This is a genomic window from Actinomadura sp. 7K534, from assembly GCF_004348575.1.
Taxonomy (GTDB): domain Bacteria; phylum Actinomycetota; class Actinomycetes; order Streptosporangiales; family Streptosporangiaceae; genus Spirillospora; species Spirillospora livida.
The window spans coordinates 1-3,365 of the sequence record NZ_SMKB01000410.1 but is presented as its reverse complement, the minus strand read 5'-3'; the positions used below and the strand labels follow the sequence as shown (position 1 = coordinate 3,365).

Annotated in this window: 3 protein-coding genes; all 3 read right to left on the bottom strand. The window is 67.6% G+C overall.

Translation table 11 applies throughout. The features are described 5' to 3' along the window. Positions 1-311 precede the first annotated feature (311 nt). Genes E1266_RS36455 through E1266_RS36445 form a run of 3 tightly spaced genes read right to left on the bottom strand, consistent with a single transcriptional unit; the run spans position 312 to position 2,854 of the window. Positions 312-1,085 (bottom strand): transposase family protein, encoded by a 774-nt coding sequence (locus E1266_RS36455; RefSeq protein WP_132055037.1) that lies wholly within the window; start codon positions 1,083-1,085, stop codon positions 312-314. 33 nt (positions 1,086-1,118) lie between these two features. Continuing rightward, positions 1,119-1,580 carry a hypothetical protein gene (locus tag E1266_RS36450; RefSeq protein ID WP_132055035.1) on the bottom strand — a complete coding sequence of 154 codons (462 nt, stop codon included), beginning with the start codon at positions 1,578-1,580 and terminating at the stop codon, positions 1,119-1,121. Next, a complete protein-coding gene (locus E1266_RS36445; protein ID WP_132055033.1) occupies positions 1,577-2,854 on the bottom strand; it encodes an IS256 family transposase in 1,278 nt (425 codons plus the stop codon). Before E1266_RS36445 ends, E1266_RS36450 begins: the two co-directional genes overlap by 4 nt. Positions 2,855-3,365 lie beyond the last annotated feature (511 nt).

Genomic DNA, 3,365 nt, shown 5'->3' with positions numbered 1-3,365 from the left:
CGACCCCCGCCTCGGCCCCTCCGCCAAACCTGGCTGGGAATGGGTAAACGACATCCACGAAGGCCAATCCCAACGCTTCACCCAACAGACCAACCCATAGAGTTCCCGAACAGACCCTCGCCGTCCCATCTCCCCGAGCAGGCACTTTAGGACCAGAGGTGGCGTCCCGCGAACTACCGCCAACGCAGACCACCACCTGGACACGCGCCGTTTACTGCAATGGCGTACCGGTCAGCGGCGGCGCACCAGTCAGGCTGTAAGAGTCAGCCACATCAAGCTCGCTCGGCGCGGATGTATGCAGTGACCCTTTTTCATCCTCGGGTGATCTCATAGTTCTGTAGGACGGCGATGGCCTTGACCAGGTGGCCGGCGGCCTTGCCGGGGCTGCAGCGGAGCTTGCGCAGTAGCTTCCATGACCTTAGCTGGGCGTTCGCGCGTTCGCCGGGTCCGCGGAACTTGGCGTGGGAGCGGTTGGCCTGCTTCTGGGATTCGGGCTTGTCGCGTCCCTTGTACGGGGTGATGACGATGCAGGCCTCGGCGCCTTGGTACCCCTTGTCGGCCAGCGTGATGATCCCGGCCTTGTCCAGCTCGCGCAGGATGCCCCACACGCGTGCGGCGGTCAGGTCGTGCGTGCGGCCGGGCAGCGCCCCCGACGTCCACACGATCGTGCCATCAGGGCCGGCGATGACCTGCACGTTCATGCCGTGGCAGCGGTGCTTGGCCGAGTAGTACGGCCGGTCGGCCCGCACCCGGTCGCGGGCGATCAACGTCCCGTCCAGCACCAGCAGGTGCAGCCCGTCCTGCTTGGCCTTGCGCAGCGCCGCCGCCGGCTTCGGTGACCGTGCCGACAGCAGCGCAACCGCTTCCTGGACGTACCGCCGGGCCGTGCTCGTCGATACCTCGAACCCGGCCCCGAGCTGGGTGAACGTCTCGCCCTTGCGCAGGTGGACCAGTGCAAGCAGGGCCTGCTGTCCGGGGTTGAGCAGTCGCCAGGCCGACCCGATCGCCGTGTGGTGCCGACAGATCACTCCGGCCAGGTAGTTCAGCGTTGGACGCGACAAATCGACGGCGGGAGGAATAGTCAAGACCTGTGGATCAAGTCAGCCGTGTTGGTGACCTTAATGACGGAGCCGTTGGCTGGCTGCCGTGCGGACCCGTCGCGTCCTTCCTTGGCCGGCGAGTAAGCCGAGGAGAGCGGGTGATGTCAGGATCTCGACGGCCTTTCGCTGGAACCAGTCGGATGCCGCGATTACTTGGGCGGCCGACCATGGTTTGTCCTGGGCGATAGCGGCCAGCAGCGTCCATTCGGTCAGGCGACGGATGAGGAAGTCCCGCTCGCCGATGACTCCGGTCATGGTGTGGGCCCAGCCCCCAAACCGTTGGTCGGCCAGCAGTTGGCGTGCGCGGTCGTCGATGTGCCGTGCCACTGCGGACTGCGCCATCGCCTGGTCGGGGTCCCGCAGGATCTCGGTTACCAACGTGGTCTCGTCGTCGGCGCTCACGGCGGCCAGGGCACGCAGGTGCCGGGCGTAGCGGCGGTGCTCGTCCGGCTCGGCAGCGCTGTCGGCGGAGTTGCTCACGCGGCCGCTCCTTCGGGACGCTCGACCAGCTCGCCGCGTTCGAAGCGAGCCCCGGTGCGGACAAGGGCGACCAGGTGCGGGGCATTGACCGCGCGCCACCGGGTCTGGGCGGACTCGATGAGCTTGAAGGCCATGGCCAGCCCGGCGGCCCGCGACCCCGGCCCCTTGGTGACCTTGGTGCGGTGGCGGACCGTGGCGAAGGTCGACTCGATCGGGTTGGTCGTGCGCAGATGGATCCAGTGCTCGGCCGGGAAGTCGCAGAACGCCAGCAGCTCGTCCAGGTCATCGACCACCTTGGCGACGGCCTTGCCGAACTTGGCACCGTAGGCCGCCTTGAACGCCTTCACCGCGGCGAGCGCGTGGTCCTTGTCCTCGGCGTTCCAGATCTCGGCCAACGCCTTCTTCGCTCCCGGATGCGCCGACTTCGGCATCGCCCCCAACACGTTGGCGATCTTGTGAAGCCAGCAGCGCTGCTCCTTGGCCTCGGGGAACACCTCGCGTAGCGCACCCCAGAACCCCAGCGCCCCATCACCGACCGCCAGCACCGGTGCGCGCATGCCGCGCCGGGCGCAGTCACGCAGCAGATCGGCCCATGACTCGGTGGACTCCCGATATCCGTCGGCCAGCGCGATGAGCTCCTTGCGGCCGTCCGCCCGCACCCCGATCACGACCAGCAGGCACAGCTTGTGCTCCTCCAACCTGACGTTGACGTGGACACCGTCCGCCCACAGGTAGACGTAGTCGACCTCGGACAGGTCACGCCCGGCGAAGGCCCGCTGATCGGCCTTCCACTGCTCGGTGAGCCTGGTGATCACCGGCCCCGACAACCCGGCCGAGGAGCCCAGGAACTGACCAAGTGCCGGGACGAAGTCCCCGCTGGACAGGCCATGCAGGTACAGCAGCGGCAGCACCTCGCTTACCCGCGGGGTCTTCCGCGCCCAGGGCGGCAGGATCGCCGAGGAGAACCGCTGCCGCTCACCCGTGACCGGGTCCACCCGCTTGTCGTTGACACGCGGGGCCTTCACCTCGATCGCCCCCGCCGAGGTTAGAACCTCGCGGGGCTGGTGCGAGCCGTTGCGGACGACCAGCCGCCGGCCGTGCTCGTCGCGCTCGTCGACAAACCGGGCGATGTAGGCGTCGACCTCGGCCTGCAACGCCTCGGCCAGCATCCGCCGGGCGCCCTCACGGACGATCTCGTCGATCAGAGATGTGGACGGGGCCGGGCCTGCCGCGTGATGGTCGCCGTCACCGGCACCGGGGACTACGGTGAGCATGGGTGTGCCTTCCCGACCGACGTTGGCGCGTCGGTCCTGCGTGAGCCTCAACAGATCACCGGGAAGGTACACCCCTTCCCGGCCGATCCACAGGTCTCAAGCATTGCTCGACGGCGGCACGGTACACCAGTATGCAGAGCCCCTGGTTCGGACGCGGTGGTTGTGGTGATCAACCCGTCTACCAGGGGTTTCTTCACGTCACCCGCCGAACGCCCCATCGCGATCATGCTGTGATCCGCATCCGCCCAGACGGATGAAAAAGGGTTAGTAGTGGGACGCGGCCGTCGGAGGCGTTTCTTCGCACGAGATGCAGCAGATCGTGGAGTTGGGTGCAGGTAGATCAACGCTGCTCGGTGTGTCCAGGTACACCACGCCAACCGGCCAACTCGGGAGCGCGGGGTGGGTTGCGGCGGTCGCCGCTTGGCGGGCGTCGTTCTTCGCGACTCCGAGCGGCCGCACTGGCGCTTACCGAGGCGATCACGCTGGGAGTGCTTGGGGCTGGTCAGGGGCC